Origin of the sequence: Azospirillum sp. A29 (genome assembly GCF_042604625.1) — a bacterium.
In the GTDB taxonomy this organism is placed as follows: domain Bacteria; phylum Pseudomonadota; class Alphaproteobacteria; order Azospirillales; family Azospirillaceae; genus Azospirillum; species Azospirillum palustre.
This window is the reverse complement of record NZ_CP170466.1, coordinates 846,860-864,281: the sequence shown is the minus strand read 5'-3', so window position 1 is coordinate 864,281 and position 17,422 is coordinate 846,860. Positions and strand designations below refer to the sequence as shown.

General features: G+C 68.1%; 22 protein-coding genes and 1 tRNA gene. 12 read left to right on the top strand and 11 right to left on the bottom strand.

Going from position 1 to position 17,422, the window contains the following annotated elements; translation table 11 throughout:
- Nucleotides 1-37: 37 nt before the first annotated feature.
- The 7 genes from thiL to ABNQ38_RS18880 form a co-directional block, all read right to left on the bottom strand.
- Nucleotides 38-1,030 (bottom strand): thiamine-phosphate kinase, encoded by a 993-nt coding sequence (gene thiL / locus ABNQ38_RS18910; RefSeq protein WP_377809719.1) that lies wholly within the window; start codon nucleotides 1,028-1,030, stop codon nucleotides 38-40.
- Between the two features lie 171 nt (nucleotides 1,031-1,201).
- Entirely contained in the window at nucleotides 1,202-1,792 is a 591-nt protein-coding gene (nusB, locus tag ABNQ38_RS18905; protein ID WP_377809718.1) for a transcription antitermination factor NusB, read from the bottom strand.
- Between the two features lie 35 nt (nucleotides 1,793-1,827).
- A complete protein-coding gene (ribH, locus tag ABNQ38_RS18900) occupies nucleotides 1,828-2,292 on the bottom strand; it encodes a 6,7-dimethyl-8-ribityllumazine synthase (protein WP_098740208.1) in 465 nt (154 codons plus the stop codon).
- 21 nt (nucleotides 2,293-2,313) lie between these two features.
- Nucleotides 2,314-3,453, bottom strand: coding sequence for a 3,4-dihydroxy-2-butanone-4-phosphate synthase (gene ribB / locus ABNQ38_RS18895; RefSeq protein WP_109051778.1), 1,140 nt, complete (start codon nucleotides 3,451-3,453; stop codon nucleotides 2,314-2,316).
- Nucleotides 3,450-4,037, bottom strand: a complete 588-nt coding sequence (locus ABNQ38_RS18890) for a riboflavin synthase (RefSeq protein WP_377809717.1) — start codon at nucleotides 4,035-4,037, stop codon at nucleotides 3,450-3,452. The genes ribB and ABNQ38_RS18890 overlap by 4 nt, the downstream gene beginning before the upstream one ends.
- A 78-nt stretch (nucleotides 4,038-4,115) precedes the next feature.
- Nucleotides 4,116-5,219: a bifunctional diaminohydroxyphosphoribosylaminopyrimidine deaminase/5-amino-6-(5-phosphoribosylamino)uracil reductase RibD gene (gene ribD, locus ABNQ38_RS18885; protein ID WP_377810098.1), complete on the bottom strand. Its 1,104-nt coding sequence runs from the start codon at nucleotides 5,217-5,219 to the stop codon at nucleotides 4,116-4,118.
- Between the two features lie 65 nt (nucleotides 5,220-5,284).
- Nucleotides 5,285-5,779 carry an outer membrane protein assembly factor BamE gene (locus ABNQ38_RS18880; RefSeq protein ID WP_098740204.1) on the bottom strand — a complete coding sequence of 165 codons (495 nt, stop codon included), beginning with the start codon at nucleotides 5,777-5,779 and terminating at the stop codon, nucleotides 5,285-5,287.
- A 156-nt stretch (nucleotides 5,780-5,935) separates the two neighbouring features.
- Here ABNQ38_RS18880 and ABNQ38_RS18875 point away from each other — a divergent pair, with 156 nt between their 5' ends.
- The 8 genes from ABNQ38_RS18875 to ABNQ38_RS18840 all read left to right on the top strand — a co-directional run bounded on the left by ABNQ38_RS18875 (nucleotide 5,936) and on the right by ABNQ38_RS18840 (nucleotide 10,978).
- Complete coding sequence (locus ABNQ38_RS18875; protein ID WP_377809716.1) at nucleotides 5,936-6,493, top strand: ubiquinol-cytochrome C chaperone family protein; 558 nt, start codon at nucleotides 5,936-5,938, stop codon at nucleotides 6,491-6,493.
- Nucleotides 6,494-6,660: 167 nt separating this feature from the next.
- Nucleotides 6,661-7,248, top strand: coding sequence for a YceD family protein (locus ABNQ38_RS18870; RefSeq protein ID WP_377809715.1), 588 nt, complete (start codon nucleotides 6,661-6,663; stop codon nucleotides 7,246-7,248).
- A gap of 190 nt (nucleotides 7,249-7,438) precedes the next feature.
- Nucleotides 7,439-7,627, top strand: coding sequence for a 50S ribosomal protein L32 (gene rpmF / locus ABNQ38_RS18865; protein ID WP_012973646.1), 189 nt, complete (start codon nucleotides 7,439-7,441; stop codon nucleotides 7,625-7,627).
- A gap of 82 nt (nucleotides 7,628-7,709) precedes the next feature.
- Entirely contained in the window at nucleotides 7,710-8,762 is a 1,053-nt protein-coding gene (gene plsX, locus ABNQ38_RS18860) for a phosphate acyltransferase PlsX (protein WP_377809714.1), read from the top strand.
- Nucleotides 8,763-8,765: 3 nt separating this feature from the next.
- On the top strand, nucleotides 8,766-9,737 hold the full coding sequence (locus ABNQ38_RS18855; RefSeq protein ID WP_377809713.1) for a beta-ketoacyl-ACP synthase III: 972 nt from the start codon (nucleotides 8,766-8,768) through the stop codon (nucleotides 9,735-9,737).
- Between the two features lie 157 nt (nucleotides 9,738-9,894).
- A complete protein-coding gene (locus ABNQ38_RS18850; protein ID WP_098740199.1) occupies nucleotides 9,895-10,227 on the top strand; it encodes an integration host factor subunit alpha in 333 nt (110 codons plus the stop codon).
- Nucleotides 10,228-10,330: 103 nt separating this feature from the next.
- Nucleotides 10,331-10,807: a MerR family transcriptional regulator gene (locus ABNQ38_RS18845; protein ID WP_377809712.1), complete on the top strand. Its 477-nt coding sequence runs from the start codon at nucleotides 10,331-10,333 to the stop codon at nucleotides 10,805-10,807.
- Between the two features lie 94 nt (nucleotides 10,808-10,901).
- A tRNA-Pro gene (locus tag ABNQ38_RS18840) sits at nucleotides 10,902-10,978 on the top strand.
- A gap of 255 nt (nucleotides 10,979-11,233) precedes the next feature.
- On the opposite strand, the gene ABNQ38_RS18835 is transcribed toward ABNQ38_RS18840, so the two are convergent.
- The gene (locus tag ABNQ38_RS18835) at nucleotides 11,234-11,632 is read right to left on the bottom strand and encodes a hypothetical protein (protein WP_377809711.1); all 399 of its coding nucleotides are present in this window, start codon (nucleotides 11,630-11,632) and stop codon (nucleotides 11,234-11,236) included.
- Nucleotides 11,633-11,749: 117 nt separating this feature from the next.
- Here ABNQ38_RS18835 and ABNQ38_RS18830 point away from each other — a divergent pair, with 117 nt between their 5' ends.
- The 3 genes from ABNQ38_RS18830 to ABNQ38_RS18820 all read left to right on the top strand — a co-directional run bounded on the left by ABNQ38_RS18830 (nucleotide 11,750) and on the right by ABNQ38_RS18820 (nucleotide 13,444).
- On the top strand, nucleotides 11,750-12,169 hold the full coding sequence (locus ABNQ38_RS18830; protein WP_012973667.1) for an organic hydroperoxide resistance protein: 420 nt from the start codon (nucleotides 11,750-11,752) through the stop codon (nucleotides 12,167-12,169).
- Nucleotides 12,170-12,310: 141 nt separating this feature from the next.
- The gene (locus tag ABNQ38_RS18825) at nucleotides 12,311-12,769 is read left to right on the top strand and encodes a MarR family winged helix-turn-helix transcriptional regulator (RefSeq protein WP_377809710.1); all 459 of its coding nucleotides are present in this window, start codon (nucleotides 12,311-12,313) and stop codon (nucleotides 12,767-12,769) included.
- Nucleotides 12,770-12,841: 72 nt separating this feature from the next.
- Nucleotides 12,842-13,444, top strand: coding sequence for a GNAT family N-acetyltransferase (locus ABNQ38_RS18820; RefSeq protein ID WP_377809709.1), 603 nt, complete (start codon nucleotides 12,842-12,844; stop codon nucleotides 13,442-13,444).
- Here the strand turns inward: ABNQ38_RS18820 and ABNQ38_RS18815 are convergent.
- From ABNQ38_RS18815 to arsC, 3 genes are all read right to left on the bottom strand, one after another.
- The gene (locus ABNQ38_RS18815; RefSeq protein ID WP_377809708.1) at nucleotides 13,435-14,415 is read right to left on the bottom strand and encodes an alpha/beta fold hydrolase; all 981 of its coding nucleotides are present in this window, start codon (nucleotides 14,413-14,415) and stop codon (nucleotides 13,435-13,437) included. The two genes, ABNQ38_RS18820 and ABNQ38_RS18815, sit on opposite strands and share 10 nt — an antisense overlap.
- 146 nt (nucleotides 14,416-14,561) lie before the next feature.
- On the bottom strand, nucleotides 14,562-15,494 hold the full coding sequence (prmB, locus tag ABNQ38_RS18810) for a 50S ribosomal protein L3 N(5)-glutamine methyltransferase (protein ID WP_377809707.1): 933 nt from the start codon (nucleotides 15,492-15,494) through the stop codon (nucleotides 14,562-14,564).
- 68 nt (nucleotides 15,495-15,562) lie between these two features.
- On the bottom strand, nucleotides 15,563-15,904 hold the full coding sequence (arsC, locus tag ABNQ38_RS18805; RefSeq protein WP_377809706.1) for an arsenate reductase (glutaredoxin): 342 nt from the start codon (nucleotides 15,902-15,904) through the stop codon (nucleotides 15,563-15,565).
- Between the two features lie 224 nt (nucleotides 15,905-16,128).
- On the opposite strand from arsC, the gene serA reads away from it, so the two are divergent.
- Nucleotides 16,129-17,373 carry a phosphoglycerate dehydrogenase gene (gene serA, locus ABNQ38_RS18800; RefSeq protein WP_377809705.1) on the top strand — a complete coding sequence of 415 codons (1,245 nt, stop codon included), beginning with the start codon at nucleotides 16,129-16,131 and terminating at the stop codon, nucleotides 17,371-17,373.
- The last annotated feature ends 49 nt before the right edge of the window (nucleotides 17,374-17,422 follow it).

Below are 17,422 nucleotides of genomic sequence, written 5' to 3'. Positions count from 1 at the left end.
TCGATTGTCTTAAGCGCCGGGCGTCGGAACCGGGCGGTCAGAAATGGTCCCAGCCGCGCCGGGTCAGCGGCAAGGGCGCGCCGGCACCGTCCAGCACCGCGACCTCGCCGGGTGTGCCGGGGCGGAGTTCGCCGATCTCGGTGATCGCGACCCCGCATTCGGCGGCCAGGGCGGTGAGGGCATCACGGGCCGATGGCGGGGCGGTGAACAGAAGCTCGTAATCGTCGCCGCCGGTGATGGCGAGAGCAAGCCTCATCGGATCGTCGTCGATGGCGCCGCGGGCGGCCTCCGACAGCGGGACCGCATCGGCGTGGAGCAGGGCGGCGCAGCCGGATTCCTCGCAGAGATGGCCAAGGTCGGCGACCAGCCCGTCCGACACGTCCATCGCACCGCTGGCCAGCCCGATCAGCCGCGGCCCGACGCCCATGCGCGGGTCGGGCCGGCGCATGCGGCGCAGCAGATGGGCGCGGGTGTCCTGGTCCGGGATATCGAGACGGCCATAGGCGACCTCCAGCCCGAGCGCGGCGTCGCCGATGCTGCCGGTGACGAAGACGCGGTCGCCCGGCTGCCCGCCCCAGCGCGGCAGGGCGCGGCCGGTGGGGACCAGCCCGAAGGCGGTGACCGACAGGGTGATGGGGCCGCTGGTGGAGACCGAATCGCCGCCGGCCAGCGCGATGGCGAACTGCCGCTGCTCCTCGCCCAACCCGGCGGCGAAGCCCTCCAGCCAGGACTCGTCCAGGCCGCGGGGCAGGGCGGTCACCAGCGTGTAGGCCAGCGGCTCCGCACCCATGGCGGCGAGGTCGGACAGGTTGCTGCGCATCAGCTTGGCGGCGATGTCGGCCGGCGCATCGTCGGGGAAGAAATGCACCCCGGCGACCATGGCATCGGTGGTGACGACCAGTTCCCGTCCGTCAGGCACGCCGAACACGGCGGCATCGTCCCGCAGGCCGCGGGCACCGGGAAAACCGGCGGCCAGCGGCTTGAAGAAACGGGTGATGCGGCCGAACTCGCCGAGGGTGGGGGTGGTCATCGGGGGCGCCTTCACGCTCCCTCTCCCGCCCCGGGAGAGGGAAGGGGCCCAAGCGGAGCTTGGGAAGGGTGAGGGGTTCGCAAGGATCAAAGGGGATCAATGTCCGGACCGCCCCTCACCCTCCCGCCTTCGGCGGGTCCCTCCCTCTCCCGGGGCGGGAGAGGGTCTCTGTTACTCCTCAGCCGCGCTGCGGCCGGGGTCGGGCTTGGCGAGGTCGTCGGCGCGCAGAGCGCGGGCGACATGGTCGAGCACGCCGTTCACCATCGCCGGCTCGCGGCCGGAGAAGAAGGCGCGGGCGACGTCGACATACTCGCTGATGAGGATGCGCGGATGGGTGTCGGTATGCACCGCGATCTCATAGGCGCCGGCGCGCAGGATGGCGCGCAGCAGCAGCTCCAGCCGGTCGAGCGGGAAGCGCGGGTCGAGGGCGGCGCCCAGCACCCCGTCGACCTCGGCGCGGCGGTGGATCGCGCCGCGGACGATGTCGGCGAACAGCTGCGGATCGCCGGCGACGAACTTGTCGCCATCGATTTCCTCGCCCAGCCGGTGGGCGACGAACTCGCCGACGACATTCTCGACCGGGGCCTGGGCCAGATCGATCTGGTACAGCGCCTGGGCCGCGGCCAGACGCGCGGCCTTGCGGCGCGCCTTGGCGGAGCCGCCGCCGGTCTTGTTCTTGCGGGACTTCGATTTGCCCTTGGAGTCGCCGCCCTTGGGGGCGTGATCGGGTGTCACGGGGCTGCCCGCGTCGTCGTTGCTCATGATCTGCAGTCGCTAAAAGAGAGGAGATGTCGGGGTCAGCGCGGATAGAGGCGGAATTTGCGCTTCAGGTCAATCATGTCAAGACAGGCCCGTGCGGCGCGCCCGCCGGTATTGACCGATCCGACATTGGCCCGCGCCCAGGCCTGCTCGCGGTTTTCCACCGTCAGGATGCCGTTTCCAACCGCCAGACTGTAGCGCAGGGCCAGATCCTGCAGGCCGCGGGCGCTTTCGGCACAGATGGTGTCGTAGCGCGTCGTCTCGCCCCGGATCACGCAGCCGAGCGCGACGTAGCCGTCGAAACGCTTGCGGGCGGTGAAGAAATCCATGGAGCGGATGGCGTACATGATCGCCGCCGGAAGCTCCAGACAGCCGGGCACGCCATAGCGGATGTGCGTGGCCCCGGCGCGGTCGAGTTCCGCGACGGCGCCGCGCGCCAGCTCATCGGCGATGTCCTCGTGGACGCGGGCGTCCACGACCATGATGTGGGGCGTGTCGGTCATCCGGCGGAGACCTGTTCCTTCTCAGTCCTCACCGGGGTCGGCGGCGCCCGGGTTGATGGCGCGGTGGCCGACCACGGTCAGGCCGTAGCCCTCCAGCCCGATGATCGGCTTCTTGCGGTTGGAGATCAGGGTCATCTTGCGCACGCCGAGATCCAGCAGGATCTGCGCGCCGATGCCGTAGTCGCGCAGCTCCGGAACGCTGCCGGCCTGACCCTCCAGCCGCGCCTTCAGCACGGTGGAAAGGCCGTTCGGGTTCGGCTCGCGCAGCAGCACGACGACGCCGCGGCCTTCCTTGGCGATCAGCTCCATCGAGGCATGCAGATCGTTGTCGCGGCCGGAGTTGCGGTCGCCCAGCACGTCGTCCAGCACCGACTGGGCGTGCATGCGCACCAGCACCGGCTCGTCGCCGGAGATGTCGCCGCGCACCAGCGCGATGTGCTCCGCATACTGGATCTTGTTGATGTAGACGTAGGACTGGAAGCGCCCGCCGTAGCGGCTGTCGAGATTGCCGGCCAGAACCTGCTCGACGATGGTCTCGGTGCGGCGGCGATAGGCGATCAGGTCGGCGATGGTACCGACCTTCAGCCCGTGGAACTGGGCGAACTGCACCAGGTCCGGCAGGCGGGCCATGGTGCCGTCGTCGTTCATGATCTCGCAGATCACCGCGGACGAGGAATGGCCGGACAGCCGGGCGATGTCGACCGAGGCCTCGGTATGGCCAGCGCGGACCAGCACGCCGCCGTCACGCGCCAGCAGCGGGAAGATGTGGCCGGGGGTGGCGAGGTCGTGCGGGCCGGACGCCGGGTCGATGGCGACGGCGATGGTGCGGGCGCGGTCGGCGGCGGAGATACCGGTGGTCACGCCTTCACGCGCCTCGATGGAGACGGTGAAGGCGGTCTGGTGGCGCGAGGCGTTCTGCTGCGCCATCAGCGGCAGGCGCAGCCGTTCGATATTCGGCCGGTCCATGGTGAGGCAGATCAGGCCGCGCCCGTGCTTGGCCATGAAGTTCACCGCTTCCGGTGTGGCGCAGGAGGCGGGGATCACCAGATCGCCCTCGTTCTCCCGGTCCTCGTCATCGACCAGGATGAACATCCTGCCCTGACGCGCCTCTTCGATGATCTCTTCGGCCGTCGACAGGTAGTGGTGAAACTCGGACGTCATTCCTGCCCCGCGAGCCGGGCGACATAGCGCGCCAGCATATCGATTTCGAGATTGACCGCATCGCCCTCGGTCAGCCCGCCGAAGGTGGTGGCGGTCTGGGTGTGGGGGATGATGTTGACGCCGAAGCGGTTGCCTTCGACCTCGTTGACGGTCAGCGACACGCCGTCGATGGCGACCGAGCCCTTGGGCGCGATGTATTTGGCGAGTGTGGCCGGCGCCTCGAAGGTCAGGCGCAGCGATTCGCCTTCGGGGCGGACCGACAGCAGCCGGCCGACGCCGTCGACATGGCCGGACACGATGTGGCCGCCCAGCTCGTCGCCGACCTTCAGCGCGCGTTCCAGGTTGACGCGCGTGCCGGCCTCCCAGCCGCCGAGCGTCGTCTTCGACAGGGTTTCCCCCGAAGCCTGGATGACGTAGGCCCCCGGTCCCTTTTCGATGACCGTCAGGCAGACGCCGTTATGGGCGATGGACGCCCCGATCGCGATCGTCTCCGTGTCGAAGGCGGTCTCGATGGTGAACCGGGTGTCGCCCTGCCGCTCCACGGCCCGGACGCGCCCGACATCGGTGATGATTCCGGTGAACATGCGGGGGAATTTAGCAGGTTTCGCGGCCAGGGGAAGCGGGCGCGACACCGCAAGCGGCGCAACGGTCTGTTGCGCGGGCTAGATCGACGCTGCGGAGGCTTTCCGGCGGTAGCTTTCGGCCAGATCGGCGCCGGTGCTGCGGACGGCGGTTCTGTCGAACCGTGCCATCGCGGCCAGCGCCTCGACTCCGAAGCCGGCGACCGCCGGCAACCCGTCGCCGCCGATCAGCGAGGCGGCGCGGAACCATTCCAGCCGGTCGACCAGACCGGCACCGAGCAGAGCGCCGGCCATCGACGCTCCACCCTCCACCAGCACGCGGGTGATGCCGCGGGTGGCGAGGGCCGTCATCGCGGCGGCGGGATCGACACGTCCGTCGGGCCCGGCGGCGACCGGGAGCAGCTCGACGCCGAGCGCCGTCAGAGCCTCGGCCCGGGCAGAATCGGGAGTGGGGCCGGTGACGACCCAGGTCGGGATGCGGGCGGCACCGGTGGCGAGCTTTGCCGTGGGCGGCAGGCGCAGGCTGCTGTCCACCACAACGCGCACCGGGCTGCGGTCTTCCAGGCCGGGCAGGCGGCAGCTCAGCTCGGGATCGTCGGCCAGGGCGGTGCCGATGCCGACCAGGATGGCGTCATGGCTGGCGCGCAGCCGGTGGCCCCAGGCGCGGGCGGTGGGGCCGGTGATCCACTGCGACTCGCCGGTGGCGGTGGCGATGCGGCCGTCCAGCGTGCTGGCGACCTTCAGCGTGACCAGCGGGCGGCCCAGTGTGATGCGGTTGAAGAAGCCCTCGTTCAGGGCCAGCGCCTCGGCCTCGCAGACGCCGGTGGTCACCGCGATGCCGGCATCGCGCAGCCGGGTCAACCCACCGCCGGCAACCCGCGGGTCGGGGTCCTGGCAGGCGACGACGACCCGCGCCACCTTCGCCTCGACCAGGGCCAGGGCGCAGGGCGGCGTCTTGCCATAATGGTTGCAGGGCTCCAACGTGACGTAGGCGGTGGCGCCTTCCGCTCCGCCGGACAAGGCGCGGGCGCGGGCCAGCGCCTCCGTCTCGGCATGGGGGCGGCCGCCGGGCTGGGTCCAGCCGCGGCCGATCACGGCACCGTCGCGGACCAGCACACAGCCGACCGCGGGATTGGGCCAGGTCCGCCCCAGCCCGCGCGCCGCGAGCGACAGGGCGGCGCGCATGTGGCGCAGGTCGATGTCGGTATCGGAAGGAGCGGGCACGGCGGTCCGGGCTATCGGCCGGCCGATCAGCTGCCGGGGCCCTTGCCCTTGGTGTCCTTGGCGGAGAAGCGGCCGACGTTGCCCATCATCTGTTCCAGGAAGCCCATCTCGCGGCCGGCGGTCGGGGTGGTGCGCTCCACCAGATCGATGTCCTGGCCGTTCGACTTGTCGAGCGTCTTGATCTCGCGCAGGACGCCGTTGTCGTCGAAATGGGCGACGACGACGCGGCGCTCCGTCACTTCCGGCTCGAAGAAGGCGGTCTTCTCGGTCTTCTGCCCGATATAGTACCAGACGTTCGGATCGAAGGTGCCGACCGAGGTTGGCGTGCCCAGCACCGCGGCGACGTCGTCGCGCCGGCTCTGGCCCGGTTGCAGTTCCGCCACCAGCTGCGGGTCCGTCAGGTTGCCGCGGGTGGCGACGGTGGGCGAGCAGCCGGTCGCGGCGAGGCCGGCGAGCAGGACGCTGCCCAGCAGAGCGGTGCGAATGACGGTGCGGGGGGCGGAAAAGTTCGATCTGGTCATGGTGCTCGGGCTATGATGGAGCCGGCGGGGCAGCGAGGCCGTTCACGGCTGTGGACAGTCTCCGGGCGGGACAATCGCACCGGCTGCTTCGCCCTGTCAACGAGACTCCGAGTCGGGGAAGGGTTGCCGTTCGTGTCAGGAAGCTTTATCGGCCGTTTGCTGGGCCCTCTCTCGGGTCGTGTCGGGGGCGGAGACCGCGCCCGCACCGCCGCCGCGGTGGGCGGCCTGTTCACCGCCATCGTCGGGCAGGCCCGCGAACCGGGCTTCTACAGCGCGCTTTCCGTGCCCGACAGCCTGGACGGACGGTTCGAGATGGTGGCGCTGCACATGCTGCTGGTGATGCGCCGGCTGAAAGGGCAGGGGCCGGAGGCGGGCAAACTGTCGCAGCGCCTCTACGAGACGATGGTCGACGATTTCGAGAAGTCGCTGCTGGAGATGGGGGTCGGCGACAGCGGCATCGCCCGGCGTGTGAAGACGATGGCGCGCGGGATGGCCGGGCGGATCCGTGCCTATGACGAGGCGCTGGCCGACTCCGACGGCCGCAGGCTGGAGGTGGCGCTGGACAACAACCTCTACGGCACGGTCGACCCGGTGCCGGACGGGGCGCTGCCGACCATGGCCGCCTATGTCCGCAGCTGTGCCGCGACGCTCGACGCCCAGCCGCTGGAGTCGCTGATGCGGGGCGAGATCCGCTTCGCACCGGTGCCGGCCTGAGCGCTTCCCTATATATGAAGAGTCGCCCTGGAATATCTTGAGTCCCGCCGACGCCTGCCGCCGCGTCTGGGGGCTTGCCTTTCCAGGCCGCGGGTTGCATGTGACTCGGGTGTCGCCGGGCGTTCGCCGCGCCGGCCGTTTTGGTTTTCGATCGGAAAGTCTTTGCCATGAGCCCTGCCAACGGCGCCCTGCCGGCCCCGGAATTCTCGCGCGTCGTCAATGCCGACACGGTGCGTCGTGCCGAGGTGAGCGAAACCATCGAAGCGACGGAGAAGGAGCGCCGCGCGCTCGCCGAACGGCTGGAGCTGGAGGCGATCGGCAGCCTGACCGCCACGGTGAAGCTGCGCGCCGTGCGCGGCGGCCAGATGATCCGGGTGTCCGGACAGCTGGAGGCCGACGTGGTCCAGACCTGCGTCGTGACGCTGGAGCCGGTGCCGGCCCATGTCAGCGAACGCTTCGAGGCGCTGTTCGCTCCGGAATCGATGATCGAGGATCCGGGGCTGGAGATCGATTTCGACGCCTCCCTGTCCGACGAGGACGTTCCCGAGCCGATGGAGAACAACCGAATCGACATCGGCGAGCTGACGGCGCAGCACCTGTCGCTGGGGCTCGACCCCTATCCGCATGCCGAAGGCGTGGACTTCGAGGGCTACCGCGAGCATGAGGAAGGGGAGGCGGTGGAGGAAGAGGCTGCCGCGGAGTCTGAAAAACCCAATCCCTTCGCCGTCCTGCAGCAGTTGAAGCCGCGGGACTGATCCGGCTGTTGCTTTCTCCGCCGCGTCTTGTATAAGGGCCGGCACTTCCACCCCCACCAATGAGCGGCCCGGGGTTGCGAAATGGGGGTTGTTCGGGCTTGCCCTTTTGGGGCATTTGCCTTATTGAATGCCGCTCGCGCTGGGCGGCCCCTGTTCGGGCCGCCCTTTCCAATGAAGAGAGTTTACGGTCATGGCTGTTCCGAAGAAGAAGACCTCCAAGTCGCGGCGCAACATGCGTCGTTCGCACCACGCTCTGCCGACTTCGGCCTACAACGAGTGCCCGAACTGCGGTGAGCTGAAGCGTCCGCACCACGTCTGCGGGTCTTGCGGCCATTACGACCAGCGTGAAGTGGTTCAGAGCGGCACCGCGGCCGCTTGATCCGCATCGCGTTGTCTGAGGTCCCGTTGATCGGGGGCGCCCGTCGCCCCTGCCGGGGTCCAAGCCGGGGAGCCTGTTCGCGGTGAGCCAGCGCCTGACCATCGCCCTGGATGCCATGGGTGGCGATCACGGTCCCGACATGGTCATTGCCGGGGCGGACATCGCGCGGGAACGCCATCCCGACGTGCGTTTTCTGCTGTATGGCGACCAGCAGCGGCTTGAGCCGCTGCTGAACCAGCGGCCTGCGTTGAAGGCTGTGGCGGAAATCCGCCACACCGCCGACTTCGTGGCCGGGGACGCCAAGCCTGCGGTTGCGCTGCGTGCGGGTCGCCAGTCCAGCATGAGGCTTGCCATCGACGCCGTTGCGGCGGGCGAGGCGGCCTGCGTGGTGTCGGCCGGCAACACCGGCGCCCTGATGGCGATGGCCAAGTTCGTGCTGAAAACGCTGCCGGGCATCGACCGGCCGGCGATGGCCTCCTTCTTCCCGACGCAACGGGGCGAGAGCGTGATGCTGGACCTCGGCGCCAATGCCGAGTGCCAGCCTGAAAACCTCGTCCAGTTCGCCGTGATGGGGGCCGTCTTCGCGCGTGCCATCCTGGGCCTGCCGCAGCCGTCGATCGGCGTGCTGAACATCGGCTCGGAAGACATGAAGGGCAACGAGGTGGTGCGTGCCGCAGCGGCCAGCCTGCGCGACATGCCGCTTCCCGGCCGTTTCCATGGCTTCGTCGAAGGCACCGACATCGGGCTGGGCACGGTGGACGTCATCGTCACCGACGGCTTCACCGGCAATGTCGCGCTGAAGACGGCGGAGGGGACGGCGAAGCTGTTCTCCGAATTCCTGCGCCGCACCTTCGCGACGTCCTTCCTGGCACGGATCGGCTATCTGCTGGCCCGCGGCGCCTTCAAGCGCTTCCGCGAGCGGATCGACCCGCGCCGCTACAACGGCGCGATGTTCCTGGGCCTGCGCGGCGTCTGCGTGAAGAGCCATGGCGGCACCGACGCGGTCGGCTTCGCCAATGCCGTGGCGGTCGCCATCAATCTGGCGACGCACGGCTTCAATGATCGCATCAAGGAAGAGATGGCGCGCATGGCCGACGCGCACCCTCTTCCCGACACGAAAGCGGCGGCGGGCTGAACAATGGTCATGCGTTCCCGAGTTCTGGGTTGCGGTATCTTCCTGCCGTCCAACGTCGTCACCAACCAAGATCTGGAACAGCGGGTCGACACGACGGACGAATGGATCGTCCAGCGCACCGGCATCAGGTCCCGCCACATCGCCGCCGAGGGAGAGAAAACCTCCGACCTCGCCATCGCCGCGGCGACGCGGGCGCTGGAGCATGCGGGCGTGCCGGGCAGCAGCATCGACTGCATCATCCTGGCCACCACCACCCCGGACAACACCTTCCCGGCCACGGCCACCAAGGTGCAGGCCGCGCTGGGCGCCGCCGGTTTCGCTATGGATATCCAGGCGGTCTGCGCCGGCTTCGTCTATGCCATGTCGGTGGCCGACAATTTCCTGCGCAACGGTCAGGCGCGCCGCGCCCTGGTGATCGGTGCGGAGACCTTCTCCCGCCTGCTGGACTGGAACGACCGTACCACCTGTGTTCTGTTCGGTGACGGCGCCGGCGCCATCGTCATGGAAGCCTACGAGGCCAAGGGCGATTCGAGCGACCGCGGCGTGCTGTCCACCCACCTGCATTCCGACGGCAACCAGTACGACCTGCTCTATGTCGATGGCGGCGCGTCCTCCACCGGCACCATCGGCCATGTCCGCATGCATGGGCAGGAAATCTTCCGCCATGCCGTGTCGAAGCTGTCGGCGGTGGTCGAGGAGGCCCTGGCCGCCAACGGCTTGGAGTCGACCGACATCGACTGGATGGTGCCGCACCAGGCGAATCGCCGTATCATCGACGGGCTGGCCCGCAAGATGAAGCTGTCGCCGGAAAAGGTGGTGCTGACGGTGGACCGCCACGGCAACACCTCCGCAGCCTCGATCCCGCTGGCCCTGGGCGAGGCGGTGGCGGACGGCCGCATCAAGCGCGGCGACCTGATCCTGATGGAAGCCATCGGCGGCGGCCTGACCTGGGGGTCGGCGCTGGTCCGCTGGTAAGGCGGCGGCGTCCTCCGCATATCGCACTTCCGTCATGCTGCGCTGCACGCCCGGCCGGGCTTCGGCCGGGCCGTATGAAGCTGCCAAGCTTTTGAATTGACGGACCTTCTTTCGCCGGATTACCGTCTTTGCAACGGTTGCGGGGGGAGGTCTGACAATGTCGCAAAATACCGTAACGCGCGCCCAACTGAGCGAAGCCGTCTACCAGGAAGTCGGACTTTCGCGCAACGAATCGGCCGATCTGGTCGAAACGGTGCTCGACGAGATTTCCGATGCCCTGTCCCGGGGGGAGATGGTCAAGATCTCCTCCTTCGGCAGTTTCCAGGTCCGCCAGAAAGGCGAACGGGTCGGCCGCAACCCCAAGACCGGGGAAGAGGTGCCGATTCTGCCGCGCCGTGTTCTGGTGTTCCGTGCCAGCCATGTGCTGAAACACCGAATCAACGAGGTTCAGGAGGGTGGGGCACCGACGCCTGCGCGGGCGCTGTCCTGACGCCGGTCGCTAGCGATGACCTCTCCGCCTTGCCTGTCGCCGTGCCGTGCCTTACCGCGGATCGCCGCTGGCGGCTTCTGCCGGACGGCGGCCTGACCGCGCCATGAAATCCGCCACGGCCTATCGTACCATCAGCGAGGTGTCGACCGACCTCAACGTGCCTCAGCATGTGCTGCGGTTCTGGGAAACGAAGTTCCCCCAGATCCGTCCGCTGAAGCGCGGTGGCGGCCGGCGCTATTACCGGCCTGAGGATGTCGAACTCCTGCGGCGGATCCAGGCTCTGCTGTATGAGGACCGCTACACCATCAAGGGCGTCCAGCGTCTGCTGAAGGAAGGGCGCATGTCCGACCCGACGCCGCCGCTGCCCGAGGATGCCGACGATGGTGGCGGGCCGGTCGATGCGGAAGGCTTCGGCGGCGACGTCGCCGACGATGACAGGGATGACGACAGGGACGGGGGCGAGGATCATCCGCCGCTGTCGGACGCGGTCCGGCACGAGATCACCATGGTTCTGGACGAGCTGAAATCGCTGCAATCGATGCTGTCCCGCCTGTCCGAAATTGGGGGCAAAAAAAGCTGAAAAATCATCACGGGAGATGTTGCATCGGCGAAAGCCCGCGGCTATAGTCCCGTTCCCTTCCGGAGCCAAGCCGCAAGCACTGCGGTGATGTTGACGGAGCGTAGCGCAGCCTGGTAGCGCATCAGACTGGGGGTCTGGGGGTCGCAGGTTCGAATCCTGTCGCTCCGACCAGTTCCGGAGGGAGCGAAAAAGCCTTGGAACCTAAACGGTTTCAAGGCTTTTTCTTTGCCCGCGTCCTGGGAAGCCGGCGTGTCTTCTGTCGGCGCCGCTTGGAAGTCTTGGGTGGGAGGACGGACGCACGGGGCCGGCCGGCAAAGCGCTTCGTTGAAGAGTTGGGCCAACCATTCCGAACCGGACAGGAGCCGGTGCAATCGGAGTGTCCGGAAGCGAAGCGGGACCGAGCACGCTCTCTGCGGCGTTCACGCTTCACAGTGTCCCACAGAGGCCATCATGCTCCAACTCAATCCGCCGCTTCCCATGGATACCCCGAAGGGTCCCGCCCTCGCACATTTCCTCATCGACTATGGCGCCGAGCATGATTTGTGCTGGGTCTGCTTCCAGGATGAGACGGGCGAATGCTGGACATGGCGGAACCGTGACGTGCGGGCGCCCAAAAACATCACCATGGGTCGCAGGACCGACGACCGGCGCGGCAAAGTCGACCTCAGGGTTGCGGAATAAGAAGCCATTCACGTCGCTGAAGGCGCCGCGGTCGGAGAAGCCGGGCAGAGCGAGCGCTGCTCGCGCCCGCGCCGCCTCGACCCCCGTGCTGTGCCATGCGCCAGATGCATTGCGAGCAATTGAATAACGCACAATCAAACGCATTGCGCGCAATTCGATTGTGCGTCATTGTTCCTCTCACAAGATCACGGGGGCCGGTTCGAGCCCGCTGCCCAGGAAACCAAACTCCGCCACTCGGCGATCAATGAAGGAGCACACGTCATGAAGACCCTGTATTCGACCAAGGTGACCGCCACCGGTGGCCGTGACGGCAAGGCCGTCAGCGAGGATGGCCTGCTGTCGGTCGCGCTGGCCGCGCCGAAGGAACTGGGTGGCCAGGGTGGTGCCACCAACCCCGAGCAGCTGTTCGCCGCCGGCTATTCCGCCTGCTTCATCGGCGCCATCAAGTTCGTCGGCAACCGCGACAAGATCGCCGTCCCGGCCGATCTGACGGTGAACGCCACGGTCGGCATCGGTGCCCGCGACGATGGCGAAGGGTTCGGCCTGACGGTCGATTTCGTGGTTTCGCTGCCGGGCATGGACAAGGCCGCCGCCGAGGATCTGCTGGCCCGCGCCCATAAGGTCTGCCCGTACAGCCACGCCACCAAGGGTAACATCCCGGTCACCACGACCGTTGCCTGAGCACCGGGCCTGAGACCATCGCCTGAAGCGAAAAGTCTTCGGCATTGCGCCGCCGGGCTGTTGCGCGCGATTGTGCAGTCCGCACGATCGACCGACGCGTGGCATCCCGGCGGCGCGCCGTCTTTTCAAGGTTCAGACATCATGGCAGCCGACAGGGACGATCCGCTTCTGCTTTCCAATCAGGCGTGCTTCGCGCTCTATTCCGCCAATCTGGCGATGAGCCGAGTCTATCGCCCGATGCTGGAGCAGCTTGGCCTGACCTATCCGCAGTATCTGATCATGCTGCTGCTGTGGGAGGAGGACGGCCAGTCGATGAAGCTGCTCGGCGAGCGGCTTGGGCTGGACAGTGGCACGCTGACCCCGCTGCTGAAGCGGATGGAAGGGCAGGGCCTGCTGACCCGCGGCCGCGATCCGCAGGACGAGCGGCTGGTCCGCATCGGCCTGACCGCCGAAGGGGCGGCCTTGCGGACGCAGGCCGAATGCCTGCCGACGCGAATCGCCGCTGCCGCCGGCTGCTCCGCCGCGGAGCTGATGTCGCTCCGCGATGCGCTGCTGCGGCTGCGCGACGATTTGAACCGGGCGGCCGATCAGGACAGATAAGATTGGGACTGGAAATCGTCGGCGGGAGAGCCTTTTCTATCCAGCCGCTTTCCCGATCCAAGGGTTCCGCCCGTGAGTTCCGTACCGATTGACGACCGCCTCCGCCTTCGCTCCGCCGATGCCGACGACGCACCGGATCTGGCACGGCTGATCGACATCGCCGGCGGCGGCGTCTACGAATTCCTGCTCGACGGGCTGGTGCCGGGGATGACCGCGGCGGAGATGCTGGTGCCCGGTCTGGCCGGGCGCAGCGGGTCGCTGTCGCATCGCCAGAGCGGTGTCGCCGAACTGGATGGGCAGGTGATCGGCATCGCCCATGGCTATCCCACCGACTGGATCCGGACAGAGGATTACAGCGGCCTGCCGCCCGACCGCGTCGCCCATATGGGCGCATTCCCCGAAACGCTGGACTGGGGCAGCTATTTCCTGTCCGCCCTGGCGGTCGATCCCGCGCACCGGCGCCACGGCATCGCCGGCCGGCTGCTCGGCTGGTTCTACGAGCGGGCACGCACCGGCGGATTCGACCGCGTCACCCTGCATGTCTGGGCCGACAACGAGCCGGCCCGCCGTCTCTATGCCGGCGAGGGGTTCGAGGAGATCGGCAGCGCCGCCATCCCCTGGCACCCCCGGCTGCCGCACCAGGGCGGCAGCATCCTGATGCGGCGCTATCTATGAGCGACGATCCGCGGAGTCGCCTCCAGGGCTGACAGCTCCCCGATCCGGCGCACGACCAGCTCCGGGTCGGCATAATGGACCATGTGGCCGGAGTCCGGCACCCAATGCAGGGTGCTGTCGGGCAGCACATGATGCAGCCGGCCGCTCTGCTCCTCCTGCTCGACCACGCGGTCGTGGTGGCCGGCGAAGATCGCCACCGGGACGGTCACCTCGGCGTAACGGTGCTGCAGGCGTTCGGCGGCGGGCGCCATGGTCACGCCATCCTGGGCGTTGGCGCGCATCTGGCCCGGCCGGACGGTCAGGGCGGCGGGGAAGCTCTCGGTCAGATGGTCCGGGACCGGACGGGGCGAGAACAGCGTCTTCAGCAGCCCCGGCATCATCGCCATCGAAACCGGCGGCGACAGGGTGTGGCGCAGCAGGTCGCCCAGCACCGGCGTCGCCAGCGGCGCCACCAGAACCGCATCGACCCGCTTGGTCGGGAAATAATAGCCGGCCATCAGCACCAGACCCTTCACCGTCCGCGGATGGTCCAGAGCCAGGGCCAGCGCCACCAGCGTGGCGTAGGAATGGCCGACCACCACCGCCTTTTCGATCCCCAGCAGGCCGAATGCCTGGGCCAGCAGGTCGGCCTGATCCTCCGGCGTCCAGGCGCGATCCCGCGGCCGGTCGCTGTGGCCCATGCCGGGCCGGTCGAAGGCGATCACCCGGTGGGTCCGGGCCAAACGCTGGAACAGCCCGCTCGCCAGCGAATCGCCGAGGGCGGAGACATTGCCGTGCAGCAGCACGACCGGCGGGCCTTCGCCGGCCTCCATGTAATGCAGCCGGACACCATCGACGGTGAGGAAGCGGCCTTCGGGCGGATAGCGCCGTTCGGCCGCGCGGGCGGCAAGCGTGTTGGCGACGGCCAATCCGCCCAGGGTCAGCGCGGTGAGGCCCAGGGTCTTGAGGAGTGTAGAGCGGCGGTCGGTCATCGGCGGCGTCCTCTCGGGGGTGCTGCGGTGCAACATCGTGAGAGGACAACCGGCGGGCGGGAGAAGGGTTCCTGGAAAGTCAGGCTCCCACCCGGCCCTCCCCGGATGGGGAGAATCGGGTGGGGCACTCTCACCCTACCTTCGGCTCACTTTCCAGCCTTCAGCTGGTCCCGTGTCAGCCAGAACACCTCGCCGAAGCTGTTGGCGGTTTGCAGCCACAGGAAGTCCAGATGGGGATAGTCCGCCTCCAGAATCTCGCGGCCGGTGCCGAACTCGCAGAGCAGGCCGCCTTCCGGCGTCAGGTGCTTGGGCGCTTCCTTCAGGATGCGGCGGACGATGTCCAGCCCGTCGTCGCCGCCGGCCAGCGCCAGTGCCGGCTCGGCCCGGAATTCCGGCGGCAGGGCGCTCATCGCCTCGGCGTCGACATAGGGCGGGTTGGTGATGATGACGTCGTATTTGCGCGTCTTCAGCGGGGCGAACAGATCGCCCTGATGCAGGGTGATGCGGTCCTCGAAGCCGCTGTCGGCGACGTTGCGCTTGGCCACCTCCAGCGCGTCGGGCGACAGGTCCACCGCGTCGACCTGGGCCTCCGGAAAGATGCGGGCGGCCAGGATGGCGAGGCAGCCGGAGCCGGTACACAGATCCAGCACCCGCTCGACCGAGGTCGGATCCTCGACCAGCGTGAAGTCGTCGCCGCCGAACATGTCGGAGAACAGCAGCTCGCCGATGTAGGAGCGCGGGACGATTACCCGCTCGTCCACATAGAAGGGGATGCCCTGGATATAGGCCTTGTTCAGCAGATAGGGCGCCGGCTTGCGGGTGTCGATGCGGGCATGGAGAATGCCGGCCACCGCCTCGCGCTCCGCCGCGGTCAGCCGGGCGTCCATATAGGGGTCGAGCTGGTCGACCGGCAGGTGCAGCGACTCCAGCACCAGGAACACCGCCTCGTCGAAGGCCGTGGTGGTGCCGTGGCCGTAATCCAGATCGGCCTCGTTGAAGCGGCTGACGCCGTAGCGCAGGAAATCGCGGATGGTCGACAGCTCAGCGGCGGCGGATGCTGCGGTGTGCTTGCTGGTCACGGGCGGCGGGCTCCGGTGAAGGGGCGGGGGTTGAGGGGGCAGCGCAAGTCAAAGCGGATCGAAGCGGATCAGAACAGGTCCAGCACCGACTCCGGCGGGCGGCCGACGCGGGCGCGGTCGCCCTTGACCACGATGGGGCGTTCGATGGCCGCCGGATTGGCGGACAGGGCGGCGACCAGCGCCGCGCCGTCGAGGTCCTTCGCGATGCCGGCCTCCGCCGCTTCCTTGGCGCGGGTGATGTCGCGCGGCCCCTTGCCCAGCTTGGTAAGGATGGCCGACAGCTCCGCCGGGGCCGGCGGGGTCTTCAGATACTCGATCACCGTCGGCTCGACGCCACGGGAGCGCAGAAGCTCCAGCGTCTCGCGCGATTTGCTGCAACGCGGGTTGTGATAGATCGTCACGTCGCTCATGACAGGGGTTCCAGGTGTGGAGGGCGGTCAGACTGATACACCCAACCCGCGCTGCGCGCCAATCCGGCATGCGGAAACGGACGCCGCGGCGCAACATCCGTCAGGTGACAAGGGCTGCCTTTGGTATTATTTTGCGCGCTCGCTTTTCCGAAAGGCCCTACGCGCCGTATCCCGGTGGGCTGGCCTTGCGGGACAGAACCGATGCCCAGATACGGAAGCCGGCCGTGACCAAGCTCTCGCTCTCCAAGGACAAGATCAACATCCTTCTGCTGGAAGGTGTTCACGACAACGCCATCGACGAGCTGGCCCGCGGCGGTTATGCCTCCGTCGAGCGGCTGCCGCGCGCGCTGGACGAGTCCGAGCTGCTTGAACGCATCGGCTCGGTCCACATCCTGGGCATCCGCTCGCGCACGCACCTGACCGCCAAGGTGTTCGAGGCAGCGAGCAAGCTGATCACCGTCGGCTGCTTCTGCATCGGCACCAACCAGGTCGACCTGAAGGCGGCGCGCCGCCACGGCGTGCCGGTGTTCAATGCCCCCTATTCCAACACCCGGTCGGTGGCGGAGCTGGTGATCGGCGAGATCATCATGCTGATGCGCGGCATCTTCGAGAAGTCGCAACTGGTGCATGGCGGCGGCTGGATGAAGTCCGCCAAGGACTCCTACGAGATCCGCGGCAAGACGCTGGGCATCGTCGGCTACGGCCACATCGGCACCCAGGTGTCGATCCTGGCCGAAGCGATGGGCATGCAGGTCCGCTTCTACGACACCGTGCGCAAGCTGGCGCTCGGCAATGCGCGGGCCTGCGACTCGCTGGAGGAGCTGCTGTCGGTGTCCGACGTGGTGACCCTGCATGTGCCCGACACCCCGCAGACCCGCGACATGATCGGCGAGCGTGAGCTGGCCGCCATGAAGAAGGGCAGCCACCTGATCAACGCCGCCCGCGGGCAGGTGGTGGAGATCGAGGCGCTGGCCGCCGCGATGAACTCCGGCCACATCCTGGGCGCCGCCATCGACGTCTTCCCGGTCGAGCCCGGTTCCGACAAGGAAGAGTTCCAGAGCGCGCTGCGCGGCATCAAGACCGCTATCCTCACCCCACACATCGGCGGCTCGACGATGGAGGCCCAGGCCAACATCGGCACCGAGGTGGCGCAGAAGCTGCTGGAGTATTCGGACAACGGCTCCACCGTCGGCGCGGTCAACTTCCCGCAGGTGGCGCTGCCGGTTCAGGCCGGCTGCACCCGCTTCCTGCACGTCCACGAGAACCGTCCGGGCATGCTGCGCAAGGTGAACGAGGTGTTCTCCGGCCGCGACCTGAACATCGCCGCCCAGTATCTCCAGACCGATCCGGAGCTGGGCTATGTGGTGGTCGACGTCAACGGCGACGTCGAAGAGCTGGAGGTCGTCAACGACCTGCGCGCCATCGAAGGCACCCTGAAGGCGCGCTTCCTGTTCCCCTCCCAGCGTTAAGGGCAGCATCGGGGGCCGCCGCCGGAGACCTGCGGTGGCGGCCCTTCCA